This is a genomic window from Pullulanibacillus sp. KACC 23026, assembly GCF_029094525.1.
In the GTDB taxonomy this organism is placed as follows: domain Bacteria; phylum Bacillota; class Bacilli; order Bacillales; family Sporolactobacillaceae; genus KACC-23026.
On record NZ_CP119107.1, the window covers coordinates 1,557,071 to 1,575,461 of the forward strand.

Sequence of the window (18,391 nt, forward strand, 5' to 3'; positions counted from 1 at the left end):
TTAAAAGGGGAGGTTTCTATCGTGATCGAAGTTAAAGTTCCAGAACTCGCAGAATCCATTACAGAAGGTACTGTATCTAAATGGTTGAAAAATGTAGGAGATAAAGTCAATAAAGGCGATGACATTGTTGAACTTGAGACAGATAAAGTTAATGTTCAGATCAGCGCTGAGGATGAGGGAGTTTTAACTGAGATTAAAGCAGAAGAAGGCGATACAGTTGAAGTCGGTTCTGTCATCGCAGTGCTTGATCCAAATGCAGCGGCAGGCACAGCCCCAGCTGCCGCAGCACCTGAAGCTCCAAAAGCAGAAACGAAGCAAGAGGCAATTAAAGCTGAACCTAAAACCGCTGCACCTGCTGCTGAAACCACTGATGATAATGGTCGCACGGTAGCCTCTCCAGCTGCTCGCAAGCTTGCTCGTGAGCTAGGCGTTAATTTAAATGAAGTTCAAACCAAGGATCCGCTTGGCCGTGTCCGCACTGAAGATATTAAGCAGCATGCTGCAGGCTTAGCGAAAGCTTCTGCACCTGCTCCAAAGGCTTCGGCTGTGTCAGCCGGTCAAGATGATCCCACTAAGCCAGTTGTGCGTGAGAAAATGACACGCCGGCGCCAAACAATTGCGAAGCGCTTAGTAGAAGTTCAACATACGGCTGCTATGCTGACTACTTTTAATGAAGTTGATATGACGGCGATCATGGATGTCCGTAATCGTCGCAAAGAGAAGTTCGTGGAAAAGAACGGTGTTAAATTAGGCTTTATGTCCTTCTTTACAAAAGCTGTTGTTGGCGCACTTAAAGAATTCCCTCTTTTAAATGCTGAAATTCAAGGCGATGAGCTTTTAATTAAGAAGTTTTATGATATTGGTGTGGCAGTTTCGACTGACCAAGGTTTAGTTGTTCCGGTTGTTCGTGATGCGGATCGCCTTACATTTGCCGGTGTTGAGCGGGAAATTGGTGACCTTGCGAAAAAAGCACGTGATAATAAATTAGGCCTTAGTGATCTTCAAGGCGGAACTTTTACGATTACAAATGGCGGAACATTTGGTTCCCTATTGTCTACACCTATTTTAAATGCACCTCAAGTTGGGATCTTGGGCATGCACTCGATCCAATGGCGTCCAGTGGCTATTGATAAAGAACGCATGGAAAATCGCCCAATGATGTATTTAGCGCTTTCCTACGACCATCGTATTGTAGATGGAAAAGAGGCTGTCAGCTTCCTTGTTCGTGTTAAGCAGCTTCTTGAAGATCCAGAATCTCTTCTTCTTGAAGGTTAATAATCTATATGAAAAAACTGACAAGAGCATTCGCTCTTGTCAGTTTTTTATTTACACTTTTATCCTTTGCCGGCCAGAACATCATTTATATGGCTTTGCCATTTGTTGTCATCCAGTATAATTTGAAAAGAGATGCGGCGATCCTTGGCCAAGTCCGAGGAAGTAGTTCCTTTGACAGCCGGTTTATATTTGGAATAACCTGTGACGGCAAGGTATTTGGCATATTGGTCCTCAGCAAGCTTTGGATTGGCTTTTTGAAGGTAGCGAAGAACAGATAGAGCCCGATCAGTGGACAGGCTCCAGTTGTCATAGGGAATCGAATCCGTATGGCCTTCAATTTGGATAATATAGATATAAGGACTCAACTTTTTATCATCTATAATGCTGACGAGACCATCCGCAACACTTTTTAATATTTTTGTACCTTTTGGACTGATGGTAGAACTTGCAGAATCGAACAAGACGTCCCCTTGTACTGAGATCGTGTTGTTGGGACCGCGCGTAATTTTGTCTCGCCCCACCTGACTCTCCAATTTTTTATCAATGATGTTAGAAATTTGTTGTTTGACTTGTGTCGCCTGGGTTAATTGCTTTTTGATTTGGGCCTGCTGATTGGCGTCTGTTATGCTCTTAACAAAGGCAATTATAGTGATGAATAGAAAGACAAGGACAACCATGGACATCATGTCGGTAAAAGAAGGCCAGTAATGCTCCCCAGCTTTCTCTCCTTGAAACCGCCACTTAGAGCGCCTCATGGGTCAATCACTCGCGTCGACAGCGTTGAGGAGCTGTAGGAGGTCGATCGATAGGACTGCTCCAGGAGACTAGCCACTCGAGCTAATAGTTGACCAAACTCTTGATAATAGCGGCGCTGGTCATCAAAGCCACGATCCATCCCGTGACTGATTTGATCGAAGAAGCGAATCATATCGCGTTCACCGCTCCGATCCTGATCGCGCGTTAAAATCTGTAATTGCCTCTCTTGCTGATACTTCTGTTGATCTAAAATATCTCGCTTCAGTTTTTCCGCCGTTTGAATGAGGCTTCTTTCCAATTGTTCAACCGCTTGAACCATCGTTTCTGTACCTTGGGCATATTGGTTGTTCATATCGCGATGCTGATAAAGCCAATCCTCTTGCTGACGCCCAAGTGTCTCTGCTGCGTGATCGTATTTATCATGAAAGTTTTGCATCTGCTGCTCTAAAGCATGCAAGAATTGCCGGCTCAAAGTATCGGAGTGCTTCTGGCTGGACTCTAGAAGCTGCGCCATTTGCTTAGTCTGTTGCTCATACCGTTTTTCCTGCTGCTCAACTCTCGAAAGTACTTTGTCAACCGCTTCGTTTATGCGACTAAGCTGGTTTTCCATGCCGTGATTGATGTCTTGATAAGTTTCCGTTGTCGTTTGAAAGGTTTCACCAAAAGAAACAAGTTGATTAGAAGAAGTGGTAAGGGCTTCCCGGTACTTACCAAAATCCATGAATAACGCTTCAAGTCCTTTAAGGTTCTTATGTAAGTCATCTGTAAAATTCATGAGACTGTTAGAAAACGTTCCAAGTGTCAGCTGAAAGCTTTCCTGAATCCGCTCTGCTAAACGGTCAAGGATAGATTCATAAAAGTCATGGGGTTTCGTTTTCCGAACTTCGGACTGGATGGTATGGTCGAGCAAGGTCTCAAGTTCCGTTAATAAGCGTTCTATTTTAAAGCTGATTGATTGTCCGTTAGATAGAAATCCACCTTGAATAAGATTGAGGAGAAGGGAAGCCCCAATTCCAGCAATACTTGTGAGAAAGGCTAAGCTCATGCCTTTAAATGGAGAGGAAATAGCTGATAAAATCGTACCCGTTGTTACGGGATTACTTGAGGAACCTCCCATTGAAAGCAAGGCATTTTGCATGGAGAACATGGATTCTGTTAAACCGATAAAGGTTCCAAGCACTCCTAATATGATAGTGAAAGAGGGTAAGTAGGATAAAAGGCTTGAAGCGTTGCTAATGGGGACGGGAAATAATCCAAGCAATCGAACGGGTTGTTTGGAAAAGTGAACCTCAATTAAAGCTTGCGTGTTAACCTCCTGCTCTCTGGAGGCTGCTTGCTTATAAGAGGCGATTAAGGATTGAATCCATGAGAACTCAGAGTGGTGCGATGAGGGCTCTGCAAGTCGATGCTCGACATGACTCAGCCAACGGTTTAAGGCATAAGAAAGCTGGATCTGGCTTATGAAACCAAAGAGGATTAAAAGTCCAATGATGCCAATAATCACAAGGGTCAGGTTCATTCTTTACACCTCCTACTCAATACCTATGCAGAGAAGGAGGGAACCTTGTCTAAAAAACAAAAATTCCCTTCACAGGTTTATTTTTAACCTGAAAAGGGAATACTTGAATTAATTTAATACACGTCGTACAGTGCCGCTGAAATGACTGGCCCAGTAGCTGTTGTGTAAACTTTCAATTGAAACGCCAGAAGAACTTTGAGAACCAATAAACTGACCGTTTCCAATATAGATACCAACATGACCATTATGTTGGTAAGTATTAAAGAAAACAAGATCACCTGGTTGCATGTTGCTTGGTGAAACCGACGTTCCAACGTATTGCAGGGCAGAGGTCGTCCAACCGCCGATATCAATTCCGATAGATTCATAGGCCCAATGGACATAGCCTGAGCAGTCAAAACGGCCATGAGTTTGGTCATAGGAATTACGTCCTCCACCAAATACATAAGTGGAATGGCCGATCCATTTTTCAGAGTTTGCTACGATGTCAGAGACATTTCCGCTAACCGCAGCTTTTGGTATTGCAATAGACGGTACAGATGACTCGCTTGATGAGTTAGACGTTTTGTCAGATGATGAGTTAGATGACTTATTATCTGATGCTGAACTCTTTGATGCTGATTTAGATGAGACAGGCTGCATCACCGGTTGAACGGACAAAGATTTGATCTTTGAGTTGACATTTGCTTTCTGACTTTGTAAGTTATTCAGCGTATCTTGTTGATTGGAAATTGTTGATTGAAGATCAGCTATATACTGATTTAATTGATCAACTGTTTGTTGCGTTTTATCAGTTTCTGTTTTCAACTGTTTTTTAGCATCCTGCAATGTCTTTTGATCGGCTACTTGTTGATCAATTAATTTCTTTTGTTGATTCGTAATTCGATAAACGGCATAAGCGCGAGTCACTAAGTCCCCAAAGTTATCCGAATTCAGAAGAAGATTAACCATATCATAGTTTGAGCTCTGAACGTAGGTAGATTTGACTTGCTGCTTTAGGATATTTGTACGCTTAGTGATTCTTTTTTGGGTGCTGTCAATTTTCTTATTTAGAGATTTCATTTTATCTTGCGTTTCACCAATTTTAATTTGGGCTTTTGTAATCTGCCCGGTAAGCGTATGTATTTTGGATTTATTAGCGCTAAGTTCTTTTTGAACTTGTGTGGTTTTCGTATTAATTTGCTTTTGTTGTGATTTTAATGATTCAAGACTGCCCGTTTTGGCAGACACTGTAACGGGTGAGGCGAGCAGTAAAAGCCCTAAAGAGGCTCCGATTACCTTTTTTGAAATCACTTTCCTCATAAAATAATGCCTCCTGAGATTTAGTCCAACTTCCATTACATTATATCAATCGACAGGAGTTATTGTTTTTCGCTAAGATTAAGGATTTATGTCATTATTTTACCGCTTTGTAACAATTGAAATATATTGAAATAATTTGTCCTAATTTTTGGGGCTTTTTTAATGCTGATAACACTTGGGATTCCTTGATACAAGTGTTTTTTGCTTTGTTACTGAAAAATCCATTGTCGAATAATGCGGAGCGGTTGAAAACGAAATTTGTCGAAAAAATAAATCACTTTACATGGAGATGCCACCCTAGTTAACCATTAATCTCACAAACTGTTTGTCTATGCCGTTTAAAACAGCTTGGGCATTGGGAACGTTATTAGTCCATACTCTTTTGATCAATCGAGTCCTTAGGGTTCTTTAAATGAAGCTTCTTTTTGTTCGATGATCATTAAGAGGGAAAGGGTATAAGTCTTTCGCATGGACAGACACAAATCAACAGCGCCCACATATGTTGAGTATAGGGCATGAGCCTATATGGAGGTGGCATTCATGTTATCGATCGTTGGTGGTATCGCATACTTAATTAAAGAGTTCTGGGTTTTTGTCTCGTATGTCAAAAACAATGCGTTCCCGCAGCCCCTTTCAGAAGAAGAAGAGAGAGACTGTCTAGAACGAATGGCAAATGGCGATCAGGAAGCCCGAAATAAGTTAATCGAACATAATCTGCGCCTTGTTGCCCATATTTGCAAGAAGTTCGATAATACGAAAGAGGACAACGAAGATCTAATCTCCATTGGTACAATTGGTTTAATCAAAGCGATTGAGTCCTATTCATCAGGAAAAGGCACGAAGCTTGCGACCTATGCCGCTCGTTGTATTGAAAATGAGATTCTAATGTCATTAGTGGCGCATATAAAAAAGCCCTTAATTAAGGGCTTTTTTTCAGAAGCTTATATTATCACTCATCAAAAAGTGTTCCTAAAAAGGTAGATCCTCATCTGAAATGTCAATTTGTTGGGATTCAATTAATAGAAGGTTATTTCTGCGTTGATTGTGATTCGTATTTTGTTCTTGTTCCCAACTTTCCAGTAATGCTTGTTCATAAAAGGTTGATGTTGAACCGCAACGGTCACAAAATCGAGCATCCCCAGATAAAACAGTTCCGCAACTGTTATCTAAATCTTGATGCCATTTTCCGGTAAAAGGTTGGTTTATTTTATCAGGAGGAAACCCAGTACACTTATTAACAACAAATGTACCGCAAATTTTACAGTATTCACCTGTTACTTCCTCATTTTTACATTTTGGGCAAGAAGCAGCTCTGCCGAATATTGGATCAACCTCAAAACCTTTGTATTTCATTCCTTCATCTCCTGTAAACGTTAATGGTAATTTACTTAATTTATCAGACCCACAGTAAGGGCAGAAAAACGGTTTCTCTAACGTGAAGGTGGCACTGCAGTTATTACAGTGATGAGAGTTAGTTACTTTAAAGATAAAATTAGAAAAAGCTTTTACTATATTAATAGATTTGCCTCTCCCCATCTCTTGTCCTGTCTTTAGAAAATTAATCACGTTTTGAGCTGCTTGAAAGGATATATTGCAAATATGGGAAATGTCAAAAATTGTAACATACCCCAAACTGGTCAAGACTGAGGACGGAGCTAAAAGGGCTCTAGCGAAACAGTTTGCCTCGCTCTCGTAAACATTATACTCCTGCTTAGTTAACGATCCTCTTGTAAGAATTGTCTTATCGTTTAATTCATTGTGCTTTAAAATAAAGTGCCCAAGTTCGTGTGCAATAGTCCATCTTATTCTACCCACATTATCACGGGTGTCATTGTAAAGAATGATGTATCTATTCGTTGATTTAGTGTACCAACAACACCCTTCCTCGCTATCTGCAAAATCATAGACCTCTTCTATAGTCATGTTTTGTTTCTTTGCGAATTGCGAATATTTAACTAGCTTTAAGTTAGAGAATTTTTTTGCTATACGTTTTACTTTTACAGGTAACTTATTTATGCCGTAAGAAAGAATGAGATCATGCGCTGCTTTTTCAGCTCTTTTATAATTAGGTTTAGATGTCTTCATCATCGTCTTCGAATTCGTCCTCATTAAAAGCCTCTTCAAAGGTTACTTTGATAATATTCATCATTTTTTTGCGATCTTTATTGGTCATTCTTCTGTATCCTCTTTGGATAGTTCTGATATCATCATCAAGGCTAGATTCAATATCAGAATTAGGCGTATCTGTTTTACATAATAAATAATCGGTAGACACATTAAATATTTTTGACATTTCAAGCAATATATTGCCTGGTGGTACTACTCTTCCAGCTTCATAATTAGAGACGTTTGCCCTCTTCATTCCTAATTTCTCTGCTAGGGCATCCTGTGATAAATCTAAGTTTAACCTCTCTTCTTTAATACGCTGACCCATTTGTTTTTTTAAATAATCATCCATTTTATTGAATCTCCTCAAAAGGTTAATTAAAATAACGCTTTTGGGGTTGACGTTGTTTTAATAATCGTTTATTATGAAGTTAAGGTTTTTTTAATAAACGTTTCGGAGGTGATAACTATGTCAAACCCAAACCACCGACGTGAAACATTTCAACGCCTTCGCCAAAGGTTAAATGTTTCACAAAGACAAGTATCAATTGATCTTAATGTTAGTGAAAGTCATATTCGCAACATTGAGAGCGGGAGAGGTAATCCCGATGCTAAACTGCTTTTTAAATTAGCGAAGTACTTTGAAACATCACCAGATCAACTTTTTCCTGATTTAGCGGATGTTGAAATACAACGTTCAAATAATTAATCAACGTCATTATTATAAACCGTTATTTAAAATAACGCAACATAAAATGACATATTTTTTAATAAATTAGGGGGCTTTTTATGCAGCAAATTCAAAAACTCTTTCAATTTCAAAGTGTTAATGTAAGAACCTTACTTATTAACAACGAACCCTGGTTTGTTGCAAAAGACATCTGTGAGGTATTGGACATAAAAAATAGTCGAGATGCTGTTTCAAGATTAGATGAAGATGAATTTAATACCGTAGTTTTAACCGACGGTATTGGTAATCCAAATAGAACCATTGTAAATGAAGCAGGGCTATATTCATTAATTCTTGGTAGTAGAAAACCGGAGGCAAAACAGTTTAAACGATGGGTAACACATAAGGTACTTCCCGAAATCAGAAAAACAGGTGGTTATTTAATGCCGCAGTCTCTACCTGAGGCTTTAAGATTAGCGGCGGATTTAGCAGAGAAAAATGAATTTCTTAGACTTCAAAATGCTCAAAAGGAACAAGTGATCAATGAGTTGCAACCAAAGGCTACATATTACGACCTCGTCCTTCAAAATAAGTCTTTACTATCCATGAGTAAAATAGCCAAAGATTTTGGTCTTAGCGCTGTAAGTTTGAATAAGATGCTTCACCAGTTGGGTGTTCAATATAAACAAGGTGATTGTTGGCTCTTATATCAGAAATATGCAGATAAAGGGTACACACAAAGTAAAACACATGCTATCGATTCAGAGAAAAGTAAAATGCACACCTATTGGACTCAAAAGGGTAGGCTGTTCATTTATGAGTTGCTTAAAAATGAGAAGGGTATTCTTCCTTTAATTGAACGCGGTTTGTCTGCCTAGTAAGAAAGATAACACCATTCGGAGGGTGTAACGATGAAGATAGAAATTATTGAAGGACCTAGCGCGAAGCTTGCAAGACAAAATGCAACTCAATTTCTATTTAGCATCATTAAGCGTGACATACAAAATAAAAAAGGGTTTCATCAGAAGCAAGAAATAGAGTGGTTAGAAGAATTGTTGGAGAGATCAAAATGAACTTAAGTAAAGCCGTAAAAAGGATTAATTGGTACACCGAAAAAGTGGCTGATAGTAGAGATAGCAAACGGTGGAATGGTCGCGGAGAACAGCAGAATAGAAGATATCAACGGTTAATTAGGTACAAATACAAACTAAATGAGCTGCTGCTTAAGCGTTAAGTGTCCATTCGACCCATATTGCGACGTAAAGGGGAGGAGGCGTGAAAATGAGCAAGATTAAGTCAGGGTATTATGATTTCTTTAGATGTCCGTCATGTGATAAAGATTTTGCAATAGCAAATAAAGACAATCAATTCGATTATTACCATTGTCCTATTTGTGACACTGAAATGGATAATGACATCCATTGGATTGGACAAGTGATGATTGAAACGGGAGAAAATTGACCCCTATTGCGAAGTTAGTAAGAAAGGAAATGAAGATAATGACTATTAACGTATTGTATAAAGACTATGGTCAAAAAGGTGGGGAGGAAATGTTATCAACGGATAATTTTGCAGCATGGAGTGAAGACGGTAACTATACACTATTTTTCGATGATATATCCACCGATAGTTTGTCACTTATCATACCAACCGCTAATGTTTGTTGGATTAAGGTCGTAAAAGAATAATGTGAAGTAAAAAGAGTATTGGTTTAATTATGAATTTTAATGTCGCAATTCGAGGATGTTGGACTGATTCTTGTCTGATAATCGACCGATATTGTGACATAAAGGGGAATGGATTTATGACAGTAAATATTAGCTGTATATCAGATTATTTCTTTGTGACATTAGAAACAAAAAGAGGTAAAAGATACTACACCACATATATGAGCAAACCGACTCCAGAAGAAGTTATAGAAGATTTCAGAGAAGACAAATCAAGTTTTAATCATATTAACTAGGGAGTTTTCTTTATGGATAATCAACTTTGGCTAGTAAAGGCGACCATTGATAAACCGGCATTACATGGGATTGTAATTGAGAAAGAAGTTGAAGCAAGATGGCCGATAGAAGCTATCGAAAAATTTAAGAAAAAAGAAACCATTGAAAATATATGTAATATGGTTTCGGTTCAAGTTATAAAAGCATAGTGTCGCATTACGATGAAAAAGCGCTACGGCGCACCTTTTTTTCAACACTTTTTGGACAAGGTGCTTAACTTAATAGTATGTGCAAGTTAATCGAAAAATAGAACCAAGAAGGTGAAAAATAAATGACCAAGATTTTTTCAGGAATCGGTTTAATCATCGCTTGTGTCTATACAATCATTGGGTTATTCCACAATTGAAAGGAGGTGAGAAACGATGAACGAGAAGCAACAGCTAGATCGCGAAAAACGAATGCTTGAAAACTCCGTTTGGATGCTTAAGCACGGTCAGTTGGAAGACCTGGATTCTTCCCTCGTAAAGAAATGGACCAAATCAGCCAAAGCACAGCTCAAAGACGTGCGCAAAAGAAAAGCCCGCGCTACTGCCATAGCGAAGGCCATGTAAAAACTTTTACAAAAAGAATTATATCATGAGAGGGGATTTTTATGAATATCACAGTCACTATCGGCTTAACGCCTGAATTGAAGCAATTTTTAACTGGTCTTACTAATCTCTTAAACTTTCAAACTGGTGTTCCTGATACATTTCAAACTGCAACTCCTGCACCTGTTCAACAAGAAGCCGCTCAAACACCTGTTCAGTCTACTCCTGTGCAGCAAATGCCAACGCAAGCGCCACCTGATCTACAAGCAGTACCGACACAAGCTCCTGTACCAACACAAGACCAGTCTGTTCAGCAACAACAGGCGACTCTAAACCAGCATCCGGTTACAACCCAAGTGCCGACATCGGCTCCTGAATATTCCTTCGAGCAACTAGCAAAGGCAGCAGCACAGTTGATGGATGCCGGAAAACAAAACGATTTGCTTCAGTTGTTATCCTCTTTTGGGGCTCCTGCACTTATGCAGCTACCTAAAGAGCAATATGGTGCATTCGCGACAAAACTTCGCGAATTAGGGGCTCAGCTATGACAGAAATCGCACATGCTGAACGCTCACACGCCATCCTATCTGCCAGTGCCTCACACAGATGGTTAACGTGCACACCAAGTGTTCGACTCGAGGAGCAGTTCCCAAGTAAATCATCTGTTTACGCTGAGGAGGGTACACTTGCACATGAGATCGCGGAGCTTAAGCTTCGAAAATACTTCGTTGAACCCATTAGCACTCGGACCTTTAACACACGGCTTAATAAGTTTAAAAAGCACGAGTTGTTCCAGGAAGAAATGCTGGCTCATACCGAAGCCTACCTGGACTATTTAAAAGAGCTTACGATGGCCCTTCCTTCTCAACCTTATGTAACGGTTGAAAAGAAATTGGATTATGGAGCTTACGCACCTGAAGGGTTTGGAACAGTGGATTGCCTCATTATTGGAGGAGACACTCTCTTCATTACGGATTTCAAGTATGGGAAAGGCGTACCCGTGTCGGCCGAAGACAATCCACAGATGAAACTCTATGCACTTGGGGCCTTTCTTGAATATAGTTTGCTCTATCCAATCAAAAACATTCACTTGGCAATCATCCAACCTCGCTTAGATAGCATATCTGAATTTACGTTAACATTGGACGAGCTGTTGGCATGGGGAGAACAGATTAAACCCCTTGCCCAAAAAGCCTTTAATGGGGAAGGCGAATTCGTTCCAGGTGAGCATTGTAAATTCTGTAGAGCCAAAGCGGTGTGTAGTGCAAGAGCGAATCAATACTTGGCACTTGATGACTTCAAGCAGGTAGATCCACGTCTGCTCAGCCAGGAAGAGGTGGGCAGCGCTTTAGAAAGAGCCATTGCGATTGATTCCTGGGTAAAGGATCTGAAAGAGTACGCCTTAACTGAAGCGCTGAAAGGCAATGAAGTACCAGGTTGGAAGGCGGTTGAAGGGCGAGGTGCACGTACATACGTTGACATCGATAAAGCCTTCGAACACTTGAAAGCCAATGGAATAGATGAGGCCGTGCTTTACGATCGCGTTCCCTTGACGGCTCCTAAACTCGAAAAAGAGTTAGGCAAGAAAGAGTATAAGAGTTTGCTTGAGGATTCAGGTCATGTCGTGAAACAGCCGGGAAAACCTACGCTAGTACCGGTCAAGGATAAACGAAAAGCCGTCACCTTAGAGCCTGATGCTTCGGAGGACTTTAAGTAAATGTTACTTCGAAAAGCGCTTGAACTTATGGAGAAATATTCAAACTGTCCTGATTGTGGGAGCGATAGACTTGGAAATGGAAAAGGCACTCTTAATATTGATGAAGATGGTTTTATAAGAACTTGCAACTGTGGATTTTCAATAAAAATTAACTCAAAAGGGGAAATGCAAAAATGACAAATCAATCAAATCCAACTCGTGTTGTTACAGGTGAAGTACGTTTTAGCTTTGTAAGTCTTCTCAAGCCTCGTGAAGATCAATTTGGTGGAAAACCAAAATATAGTGCTACAATCCTTCTTCCAAAATCTGATATTGCAACCAAACAACGTATTGACGCTGCCATCGAAGCCGCAAAAGAAAAAGGAAAGTCTAGTGTTTGGAATGGCGTCGTTCCTCCCGTGCTTGCGATCCCTATTCACGATGGTGATGGTGTTAAACCTTCTGACGGTACAGAATTTGGACCCGAATGCAAAGGGCATTGGGTATTTACGGCAACAACAGGTGTAGATTATCCACCTAAAGTTGTGGATGCCAGCCTTAATCCTATTATCGATCAAACTGAGGTTTACAGCGGTATGTACGGGAAAATTGCTATTAACTTCTCTCCTTACATGTTTACTGGGAAAAAAGGTGTTGGATGCTACATCAGTACTAACGTTCAAAAAACTCGTGATGGTGATCCGTTAGGTGGATCTGCTCCGGCTGCACAAGATGACTTTGGATTTGCTGATCAACACCAACAAGCATTCAATCAACAATATCCACCTCAACAGCAACAGTATCAACAGCCTCAACAACAATATCAGGCACCACCACAACAAAGTTACGGTCAACAACAGCAATACCAACAAGCACCACAACAACAGTATCAGCAACCACAGCAACAGCCTCAACAACCTCAATTTGATCCGATTACAGGCCAACCGATCAATAACGGCGGCGTGTATGGGATATGATCAGCACTCTGAATATTGATATCGAAACATTTTCTTCAGTTGATATTAAAAAATCGGGCCTCTACAAATACGTAGAGTCCCCCGATTTTGAGGTTTTACTGTTTGCCTACTCTGAGAATGGCGAGCCAACAAAAATAATCGATTTAGCCAACGGTGAGGTTATCCCAGAGCATATCATAATCGCATTGGGTAACCGACAAGTGACAAAGAAAGCCTATAACGCAGCCTTCGAGTGGTTTTGTCTCAGTAAACATTTTGGATGGAATCCGAAGTTTTGGATAGATCAATGGCATTGCACTATGTTTCACGGTCTCTACTGTGGCTACACAGCAGGTTTAGGACCAACAGCGGTCGCCCTGGGCTTACCACAAGATAAGCGAAAGATGAGTGTAGGATCTTCTCTAATCAAACTATTTTGCACACCGACAAAGCCCAATAAAAAGAATGGTGGTCGTACTCGAACACTCCCACATCACGAACCTGAGAAATGGGAATTGTTTAAAGGCTACTGCGTCCAAGACGTTGAAGTGGAAAAAGAGATCGGTAATCGTCTTGTTCGTTTTCCTGTTCCCGAACAAGAACAAAAGCTTTGGGAGCTGGATCAACTCATTAATGCTCGAGGCGTTGCAGTCGATAAACAGCTAATCGAAGGCGCGCTTTATACGAATGACCTAGTAACGGAAGAGCTCACAAGAGAAGCTGTACAGATTACTGGATTAAATAATCCTAATAGTGCTGCTCAATTGACTAAATGGCTCACAGATCAGGGCGTTGAAGTGGAAAACCTTCAGAAAGATACAGTATCTAATCTTGTGGAAACTGTCGAGGGCGATGTAAAAAGAGCGCTTGAAATAAGACAAGAACTCTCCAAAACTAGCGTGAAAAAGTATCAGGCCATGGCTGAAGCTGTTTGCGAAGATGGCCGCGTTAGAGGACTCCTTCAGTTCTATGGGGCAAACCGTACAGGCAGATGGGCTGGGCGTTTAGTTCAAGTTCAAAATCTTCCGAGAAACTATTTATCTACTCTTGGACATGCAAGAGATCTAGTCCGAGAGAAAAAAGTGGATGCGCTTAAGTTGATCTATGGAAATGTCCCTGATACATTATCCCAATTGATTCGGACAGCTTTTATACCCGCTGAAGGAAACCTTCTTGTTGTCTCTGACTTTAGTGCTATCGAGGCTCGGGTGATCGCCTGGCTAGCGGGGGAACAGTGGCGGCTAGACGTGTTCAATACTCACGGAAAGATTTATGAAGCATCAGCTTCGCAGATGTTCGGAGTTCCGCTTGAACTTATAAAAAAAGGAAATCCGGAATACAGCCTACGGCAAAAAGGGAAAGTGGCCGAGCTTGCTTTAGGTTACCAGGGAGGAAAAGGTGCACTTATAAATATGGGCGCCCTCGATGACGGTTTAACTGAAGAAGAACTTCCGGACATTGTAAGACGTTGGAGAGCAGCCAGTAGACGAATCGTGGACCTATGGTACTCGGTTGAAAATGCAGCTCTTTCGGTTTTAAAAACCAACCAACCTGCAGGTGTTAAAGGATTGATATTGGCCAGAGAGTCCGACATAGCCAATGGCTTAGACTTTCTCACAATAACACTTCCGAGTGGTCGTAAGTTGTTCTATGCCAAACCTTTTTTAGCGGAGAATGATTTTGGAAAAGAAGCCGTTTATTATTACGGTCTCGATCAAACGACCAAAAAATGGGGAAAACAAAACACCTACGGCGGGAAGCTGGTGGAAAATATTACCCAAGCTATCGCACGGGACTGTTTAGCAGTCACGCTTAACCGATTGGATGCTGCGGGTTATAAGACGGTCATGACTATACATGACGAGGTTGTTTTAGATGTTCCAGAGAAGTTTGCGGATCTTGATACGGTGACTGACATTATGAGGCAACCCATCTCATGGGCCCCTGGGCTACCGCTTAATGCGGATGGATTCGTTTCGAGTTATTACAAGAAAGATTAGGAGGATGCTTATGTTACGGATAGCCTCTGGAAGCTTAGAAGAGTTAAAGGCTGAAATGAAGCTAGCGACTGATGCGGTGATATGTAGGATCAAATTGATTGGGGCTCCGCATGCGAAAGAGGACATCAAGATTCCTCCTCGCCTAGCCCAACGACTGACTGTTTTGGAGCGTAAACGAAGAATATTTTACGCATTCTCTAAGATTCAACCGGTTAAAGTCGAAGGAATCATTATCGATTATAGAGCAATCAGGGCCCTTGAGAAAAAGCTTAAAAGAATGCTTTATACCATAGAAAAACAGGAAGATAAATTGGTTATTTTATACGACGAAAAGGGCTCATTAGGAAGAGTCGAACTAAACGATTTATCCCTGCATTATGAAGGATTTCAATTAATTCCAGTGGTCGAGATTGTTTAGTCATGGATCGACTAGAAATTCTTCGCAAAATCGATGATCTAGAGGATAACCACTGTAAGCCATGCGAACTGATTAAGAACTTACATGTTGATAAAAAAGTTAGATATTGCAGAGATAAATGTCGGGTTGGAAAAGAGCTTAAGGGCTTAGGAGAACAACTCTTAGGTATAAAAAAGAAACCAAAAAGGGAGAAAGGGATCGATACCATGCCAAATCCTGCTTTAACTAAAAACGTCTACCAGGATTTCAAAGCACAAGGTAAGACTGACAAAGAGATCAGAGAGATTTATAACCTCAACCCAAATACTCTCATTAAGTTCAAAAGGGATTGGGAGATAGGGGTAAGGACTTATAAAACAGATGCTTCAGTCCAGAAGCCAAAGGCTGATAGGAAACACGAAGTAACGGACTCCAAGAATAAGCGGGCAGCACTTCAGCAGGAAGCCTTGAAAAGAATAATTGATGAAGAGGACAGCTCTGTTAAAGAGTTTGAGCAAAGAAAAGATACCTTAAAAATGGTTGGGGAAGATGGGCCTGTAAAAATAGTTACCGGGGAGTTCTCTCCAATCCCTGTTTCACAGAGTAAGTTCCACGAGGTAGCCGGGCAGATCGCAAACCTTTTAGCTGCTAAAAACCATGATTATGGAAATTCCTTTGCAAAGCTTTATACCGAGTTTGGGGATCTTTCGGTTGTCATCCGTTTAACTGACAAACTTGAACGCTATAAGACTCTGATTAACCATCAGCATCTAGTGAAGAGTGAATCCATCGATGACACCCTTCGAGACATTGCCGGTTATGCCATTTTAACTCTAGTCGAGAGAGGAGCAAAAGCATGAATTCGATTAAGGTTTACATTCGCCACGAAGACCAGGCGACAGGTATGCTGGTGGGAAATTTTAGTCCTGATGGCATTGACCAGCTTTGCAATAGCATTAAAAAGTATGGTGTTTACGACAGCGATGCACCCGAATCCAAAGATGAGTTTTTAAGCGCTCGTTACATTAGCCCTTGCATCGAAAAATCTGATTATGGTGATGAAACCATCTTTGAGATTACCGTGGGTTAAGCACCATGGCAGGTAAGGACTGGGGAAAGTCGTTTCTGTGCGAAGACTGTGTGACGGTATTTAGAGTTTACTCTGCAAATGGCATTCGTAAAGCCTATTGCCCGGTATGTGGAGATAATATTTCAGTTCATCCTTACAAATCTGTGCAAAAGCCTGAGAATCGGGTAGTCATTCGATGGTCAGACAGGGATCTATCCCTTCTGGCCAAATGTGAATCAGGTGAAATGAGCCCTTATCAAGTAGCCGTTTTAACGGGTAGAACATCGCACTCAGTTCGCATGAAACTCAAACGGATGAATAGTTGACTTATATTGTGACACAAGAAAGGTGATTTATATGTCAAAAATCAATATGAGATTAAGTTATAAAGAGTTACAGATAATCAAACACGCATTAGGTCATTATGAGTTAAGAAAAAGCATAACTGACAAGGAAAGAGAAGAAGAAAGTCGCCTGAAAATGAAGTTTGCAAATGAAGTTGCTGATTTCCAAGAAAGAAACAATATTTGAAACCTTAGTTAGTGAACAATTCGAGGAAAAAGCGAGATAAGTCTGATCCTGAAAAAGGAAGTGGGTAGGAGGGAATGGATACTTTATTTGGTGACATTGAGCAGCTCACAAATACGTTGCGCTCGATTATTAATGACACTCCTAAATTGTTTGAACAAAACAAGCAATCTATTGACCTCCTAGAAAAAGAAATTATGGACATCGAACATGTCATTGAGTTAACGACTTTCAACGCTTCTAAGGGTTACATTCTTGCTCGGGATATACAAACGGCTCGGGTTAAAAGAAGAGAGCTTAAGGATCAAAATGAAATGCTGCAGCCGTTAGTCGAAGTCGTCACGAGAATGAGAACCTTTCAAAATGATTTAAATAAAGCAGTTGGTGAAATTAGAAAGATTAAAAGTAGACATTTAAATAGGCAATACAAGATGAGGGTCCGAGAGGATCTTCAGGAAGAAGTTAAAATTACGAATTAATAGGAGGAGATTTTTGTAATGAATACACCCTTAGAAATTCTTAAAGATTGGCTCGAGTTTAGAAAACAAGATGAAGAAGACTTGATTTTTAATATCCAAAACAAAGAAAAAAGACTTGAAAAAATGAAGACTGATCTTGAAAAAATGCAAAAGGATATCGCTTCGGTTGAGAAGCAAATTCATCAAATGGAAAATCCGTCAAATACAATTGGAAAGTTTATTCCTTCTCCAAATAAGCCAAAAGGGGCTAAGCATCGTAACCCGTGATTAGAGGTGCTCGATATGAAATGTCCAGTATGTGAAGCTAAGACAGCTGTTGTCGATAAAAGAGAAAAAGGCGATCAAATTTTTAGGCGAAGAGAATGTAAGGATTGTGGTTATAGATTTAAAACTTATGAGTTTGAAAGTGGTTATATGAGCGAGCTGTTTAATGAGTTTCTCGCTGAAAAATTCCCGGATCTGAAGGATCTGGGAAGACCACGGAAAGGTGCTTACTATGAAGAATAATGAGAAGGAATTAATTAAAGCTCGAGATATATTTAGAGAATGTGCCGATATCATTGATGAAATATTGGATTTAGGAGCTCGCCATGAAAAAGGCGAAGATGTTAAAAAAGAGCTGGAAAGTACGACGGGTAGATATTTATTAAAAATGATGAGCCTGGAATCAATGTGATTAAAGGAGCAAAACCTATGAAACTGAATGACTATCAAAAAATGACCGAGCGTACAGCCGGTGCATTCTCAAATAAAAAAGAAGAACTCGTTGCCTGGTCCATGGGGATCGGCGGGGAAGCAGGAGAAGTGGTGGACGGTGTGAAGAAGGTTATGTTCCACGGCCATGAGCTTGATCCTCAAAAGCTGATGTTAGAGCTTGGAGATGTAATGTTCTATGTGGCTCGAATGGCCAATGCCTTAGGCTACACGCTCGAGCAGGTAGCCACGGCTAATATCGAAAAACTAATGAAGAGGTATCCAAATGGTTTCAGCACAGAAGCAAGCATCAATAGGACTGAGTAATGTCTGGGCGTGGGTGCTTGTGGGGTGTTGTACTAGCCGTGCCCGTGTGGATTCTCATCATCGAGATTGTGAGGTGGATAGTTAA

The 18,391-nt window shown here is 40.5% G+C and carries 29 protein-coding genes and 1 pseudogene; 25 read left to right on the plus strand and 5 right to left on the minus strand.

The window, feature by feature from the left end:
- The first annotated feature begins 21 nt into the window (after nucleotides 1–21).
- Nucleotides 22–1,275 carry a 2-oxoglutarate dehydrogenase complex dihydrolipoyllysine-residue succinyltransferase gene (odhB, locus tag PU629_RS07010; protein ID WP_275283572.1) on the plus strand — a complete coding sequence of 418 codons (1,254 nt, stop codon included), beginning with the start codon at nucleotides 22–24 and terminating at the stop codon, nucleotides 1,273–1,275.
- 59 nt (nucleotides 1,276–1,334) lie between these two features.
- Here the strand turns inward: odhB and PU629_RS07015 are convergent, their stop codons facing one another.
- The 3 genes from PU629_RS07015 to PU629_RS07025 all read right to left on the minus strand — a co-directional run bounded on the left by PU629_RS07015 (nucleotide 1,335) and on the right by PU629_RS07025 (nucleotide 4,852).
- A complete protein-coding gene (locus PU629_RS07015; protein ID WP_275283573.1) occupies nucleotides 1,335–2,030 on the minus strand; it encodes an OmpA/MotB family protein in 696 nt (231 codons plus the stop codon).
- Nucleotides 2,027–3,550 carry a hypothetical protein gene (locus PU629_RS07020; protein WP_275283574.1) on the minus strand — a complete coding sequence of 508 codons (1,524 nt, stop codon included), beginning with the start codon at nucleotides 3,548–3,550 and terminating at the stop codon, nucleotides 2,027–2,029. Before PU629_RS07020 ends, PU629_RS07015 begins: the two co-directional genes overlap by 4 nt.
- Nucleotides 3,551–3,658: 108 nt before the next feature.
- The gene (locus PU629_RS07025; protein ID WP_275283575.1) at nucleotides 3,659–4,852 is read right to left on the minus strand and encodes a C40 family peptidase; all 1,194 of its coding nucleotides are present in this window, start codon (nucleotides 4,850–4,852) and stop codon (nucleotides 3,659–3,661) included.
- Nucleotides 4,853–5,392: 540 nt separating this feature from the next.
- Here PU629_RS07025 and PU629_RS07030 point away from each other — a divergent pair.
- Nucleotides 5,393–5,746: pseudogene (locus PU629_RS07030) on the plus strand (sigma-70 family RNA polymerase sigma factor); the annotation flags it as partial.
- A 75-nt stretch (nucleotides 5,747–5,821) separates the two neighbouring features.
- Here PU629_RS07030 and PU629_RS07035 read toward each other — a convergent pair.
- Both PU629_RS07035 and PU629_RS07040 read right to left on the minus strand, forming a co-directional pair.
- The gene (locus PU629_RS07035) at nucleotides 5,822–6,940 is read right to left on the minus strand and encodes an ImmA/IrrE family metallo-endopeptidase (protein WP_275283576.1); all 1,119 of its coding nucleotides are present in this window, start codon (nucleotides 6,938–6,940) and stop codon (nucleotides 5,822–5,824) included.
- Nucleotides 6,924–7,310, minus strand: a complete 387-nt coding sequence (locus tag PU629_RS07040) for a helix-turn-helix domain-containing protein (protein WP_275283577.1) — start codon at nucleotides 7,308–7,310, stop codon at nucleotides 6,924–6,926. Before PU629_RS07040 ends, PU629_RS07035 begins: the two co-directional genes overlap by 17 nt.
- Nucleotides 7,311–7,427: 117 nt before the next feature.
- On the opposite strand from PU629_RS07040, the gene PU629_RS07045 reads away from it, so the two are divergent.
- The 23 genes from PU629_RS07045 (at nucleotide 7,428) to PU629_RS07155 (ending at nucleotide 18,306) form a co-directional block, all read left to right on the plus strand.
- Nucleotides 7,428–7,667, plus strand: a complete 240-nt coding sequence (locus PU629_RS07045) for a helix-turn-helix domain-containing protein (protein WP_275283578.1) — start codon at nucleotides 7,428–7,430, stop codon at nucleotides 7,665–7,667.
- 80 nt (nucleotides 7,668–7,747) lie between these two features.
- Nucleotides 7,748–8,506, plus strand: coding sequence for a phage antirepressor (locus PU629_RS07050; protein ID WP_275283579.1), 759 nt, complete (start codon nucleotides 7,748–7,750; stop codon nucleotides 8,504–8,506).
- 33 nt (nucleotides 8,507–8,539) lie between these two features.
- Entirely contained in the window at nucleotides 8,540–8,701 is a 162-nt protein-coding gene (locus PU629_RS07055) for a hypothetical protein (protein ID WP_275283580.1), read from the plus strand.
- Nucleotides 8,702–8,909: 208 nt separating this feature from the next.
- Nucleotides 8,910–9,089 carry a hypothetical protein gene (locus PU629_RS07060; RefSeq protein ID WP_275283581.1) on the plus strand — a complete coding sequence of 60 codons (180 nt, stop codon included), beginning with the start codon at nucleotides 8,910–8,912 and terminating at the stop codon, nucleotides 9,087–9,089.
- Between the two features lie 38 nt (nucleotides 9,090–9,127).
- Nucleotides 9,128–9,316, plus strand: a complete 189-nt coding sequence (locus tag PU629_RS07065) for a hypothetical protein (protein WP_275283582.1) — start codon at nucleotides 9,128–9,130, stop codon at nucleotides 9,314–9,316.
- Nucleotides 9,317–9,432: 116 nt separating this feature from the next.
- Nucleotides 9,433–9,591, plus strand: coding sequence for a hypothetical protein (locus PU629_RS07070; RefSeq protein ID WP_275283583.1), 159 nt, complete (start codon nucleotides 9,433–9,435; stop codon nucleotides 9,589–9,591).
- A 12-nt stretch (nucleotides 9,592–9,603) separates the two neighbouring features.
- Entirely contained in the window at nucleotides 9,604–9,780 is a 177-nt protein-coding gene (locus PU629_RS07075; RefSeq protein WP_275283584.1) for a hypothetical protein, read from the plus strand.
- 213 nt (nucleotides 9,781–9,993) lie between these two features.
- A complete protein-coding gene (locus PU629_RS07080; RefSeq protein WP_275283585.1) occupies nucleotides 9,994–10,182 on the plus strand; it encodes a hypothetical protein in 189 nt (62 codons plus the stop codon).
- Nucleotides 10,183–10,223: 41 nt separating this feature from the next.
- Nucleotides 10,224–10,709 (plus strand): hypothetical protein, encoded by a 486-nt coding sequence (locus PU629_RS07085; RefSeq protein ID WP_275283586.1) that lies wholly within the window; start codon nucleotides 10,224–10,226, stop codon nucleotides 10,707–10,709.
- A complete protein-coding gene (locus tag PU629_RS07090) occupies nucleotides 10,706–11,878 on the plus strand; it encodes a DUF2800 domain-containing protein (RefSeq protein WP_275283587.1) in 1,173 nt (390 codons plus the stop codon). The genes PU629_RS07085 and PU629_RS07090 overlap by 4 nt, the downstream gene beginning before the upstream one ends.
- Nucleotides 11,879–12,055 (plus strand): DUF3797 domain-containing protein, encoded by a 177-nt coding sequence (locus PU629_RS07095; RefSeq protein WP_275283588.1) that lies wholly within the window; start codon nucleotides 11,879–11,881, stop codon nucleotides 12,053–12,055.
- Entirely contained in the window at nucleotides 12,052–12,834 is a 783-nt protein-coding gene (locus tag PU629_RS07100; RefSeq protein ID WP_275283589.1) for a DUF2815 family protein, read from the plus strand. The genes PU629_RS07095 and PU629_RS07100 overlap by 4 nt, the downstream gene beginning before the upstream one ends.
- A complete protein-coding gene (locus PU629_RS07105) occupies nucleotides 12,834–14,813 on the plus strand; it encodes a DNA polymerase (protein WP_275284373.1) in 1,980 nt (659 codons plus the stop codon). The genes PU629_RS07100 and PU629_RS07105 overlap by 1 nt, the downstream gene beginning before the upstream one ends.
- 10 nt (nucleotides 14,814–14,823) lie before the next feature.
- The gene (locus tag PU629_RS07110; RefSeq protein WP_275283590.1) at nucleotides 14,824–15,231 is read left to right on the plus strand and encodes a hypothetical protein; all 408 of its coding nucleotides are present in this window, start codon (nucleotides 14,824–14,826) and stop codon (nucleotides 15,229–15,231) included.
- Nucleotides 15,232–15,233: 2 nt separating this feature from the next.
- Nucleotides 15,234–16,070 (plus strand): zinc-finger domain-containing protein, encoded by an 837-nt coding sequence (locus tag PU629_RS07115; protein WP_275283591.1) that lies wholly within the window; start codon nucleotides 15,234–15,236, stop codon nucleotides 16,068–16,070.
- A complete protein-coding gene (locus PU629_RS07120) occupies nucleotides 16,067–16,300 on the plus strand; it encodes a hypothetical protein (protein ID WP_275283592.1) in 234 nt (77 codons plus the stop codon). The genes PU629_RS07115 and PU629_RS07120 overlap by 4 nt, the downstream gene beginning before the upstream one ends.
- Nucleotides 16,301–16,305: 5 nt before the next feature.
- Complete coding sequence (locus PU629_RS07125; protein WP_275283593.1) at nucleotides 16,306–16,605, plus strand: hypothetical protein; 300 nt, start codon at nucleotides 16,306–16,308, stop codon at nucleotides 16,603–16,605.
- Nucleotides 16,606–16,636: 31 nt separating this feature from the next.
- The gene (locus PU629_RS07130) at nucleotides 16,637–16,810 is read left to right on the plus strand and encodes a DNA strand exchange inhibitor protein (RefSeq protein ID WP_275283594.1); all 174 of its coding nucleotides are present in this window, start codon (nucleotides 16,637–16,639) and stop codon (nucleotides 16,808–16,810) included.
- A gap of 74 nt (nucleotides 16,811–16,884) precedes the next feature.
- A complete protein-coding gene (locus PU629_RS07135; RefSeq protein ID WP_275283595.1) occupies nucleotides 16,885–17,286 on the plus strand; it encodes a hypothetical protein in 402 nt (133 codons plus the stop codon).
- 18 nt (nucleotides 17,287–17,304) lie between these two features.
- The gene (locus PU629_RS07140; protein ID WP_275283596.1) at nucleotides 17,305–17,553 is read left to right on the plus strand and encodes a hypothetical protein; all 249 of its coding nucleotides are present in this window, start codon (nucleotides 17,305–17,307) and stop codon (nucleotides 17,551–17,553) included.
- A gap of 15 nt (nucleotides 17,554–17,568) precedes the next feature.
- Nucleotides 17,569–17,793, plus strand: a complete 225-nt coding sequence (locus PU629_RS07145; protein WP_275283597.1) for an NrdR family transcriptional regulator — start codon at nucleotides 17,569–17,571, stop codon at nucleotides 17,791–17,793.
- On the plus strand, nucleotides 17,783–17,962 hold the full coding sequence (locus PU629_RS07150) for a hypothetical protein (RefSeq protein WP_275283598.1): 180 nt from the start codon (nucleotides 17,783–17,785) through the stop codon (nucleotides 17,960–17,962). Before PU629_RS07145 ends, PU629_RS07150 begins: the two co-directional genes overlap by 11 nt.
- 17 nt (nucleotides 17,963–17,979) lie before the next feature.
- Nucleotides 17,980–18,306 (plus strand): nucleoside triphosphate pyrophosphohydrolase family protein, encoded by a 327-nt coding sequence (locus tag PU629_RS07155; RefSeq protein WP_275283599.1) that lies wholly within the window; start codon nucleotides 17,980–17,982, stop codon nucleotides 18,304–18,306.
- Nucleotides 18,307–18,391: the final 85 nt, after the last annotated feature.